Here is a 768-nt window from a genome sequence, read left to right as displayed (position 1 = left end):
TGGAAAGCTCACTTCAGATTAAACGCAGTCAGGGATTATTACGTGGTAAGTCAGACCGTATTGATGCGCAGCGGATTGCACGCTATGCACATGTATTTCAAAACAAAGCCAATGTGCTTGAAATAAGCACATTGACACTGGAAAAGCTGAAAGATCTTCAGTCAAACCGTAAACGGTTACTCACTGCACTACAAATGCTTCGTACCAGTACAGAAGAGCTAAAGCAATTTGATTCTTCGACCGGCAAACTCATTGATCAAACAAACCGTGAAGCTGTGCGAGGCCTTGAGAAAAGCCTTGAAAAGGTAGATGATCAGATTTTGAAATTTATAAGCGAAGATGAAAGCTTGAAACAGAAATACGATTTAATGCTCAGTATTAAAGGCGTAGGCAAAGTACTGGCCGCCATGTTGCTGGTGTACACCCATGGCTTTAATCGACTTGCAGATGGTCGTAAGCTAGCATGCTACAGCGGAGTGGCACCATTTGTATATGAAAGTGGTAGCTCGATTCGAGGAAGAACAGGCGTGTCGAAATTTGCGAATGGTGACCTGAAGAAAGTGCTACATATGGCCGCCATCAGCAGCGCACATCACAATCCGGAACTTAAAGAATACTACGAACGCAAGGTGAAAGAAGGTAAAAACAAAATGTCGGTGATCAATGCTGTTCGAAACAAACTGTTGCACAGAATTGTAGCTGTTGTGAATCGTGGAACACCTTACACACCAGAATTAAAAAATAGTTAGAAATAACTTTTTTTAATCA

The 768-nt window shown here is 41.8% G+C and carries 1 protein-coding gene; it reads left to right on the top strand.

All coding sequences use genetic code 11. The features are described 5' to 3' along the window. The coding region (locus tag SanaruYs_RS20010) for a transposase (protein WP_148115052.1) at positions 1-749 on the top strand (749 nt) is incomplete at its 5' end. Positions 750-768: the final 19 nt, after the last annotated feature.

Origin of the sequence: Chryseotalea sanaruensis, from assembly GCF_003990915.1 — a bacterium.
In the GTDB taxonomy this organism is placed as follows: Bacteria; Bacteroidota; Bacteroidia; order Cytophagales; family Cyclobacteriaceae; genus Chryseotalea; species Chryseotalea sanaruensis.
The sequence above is the reverse complement of the archived record's forward strand: the minus strand, read 5'-3'. Positions and strand labels throughout refer to the sequence as shown.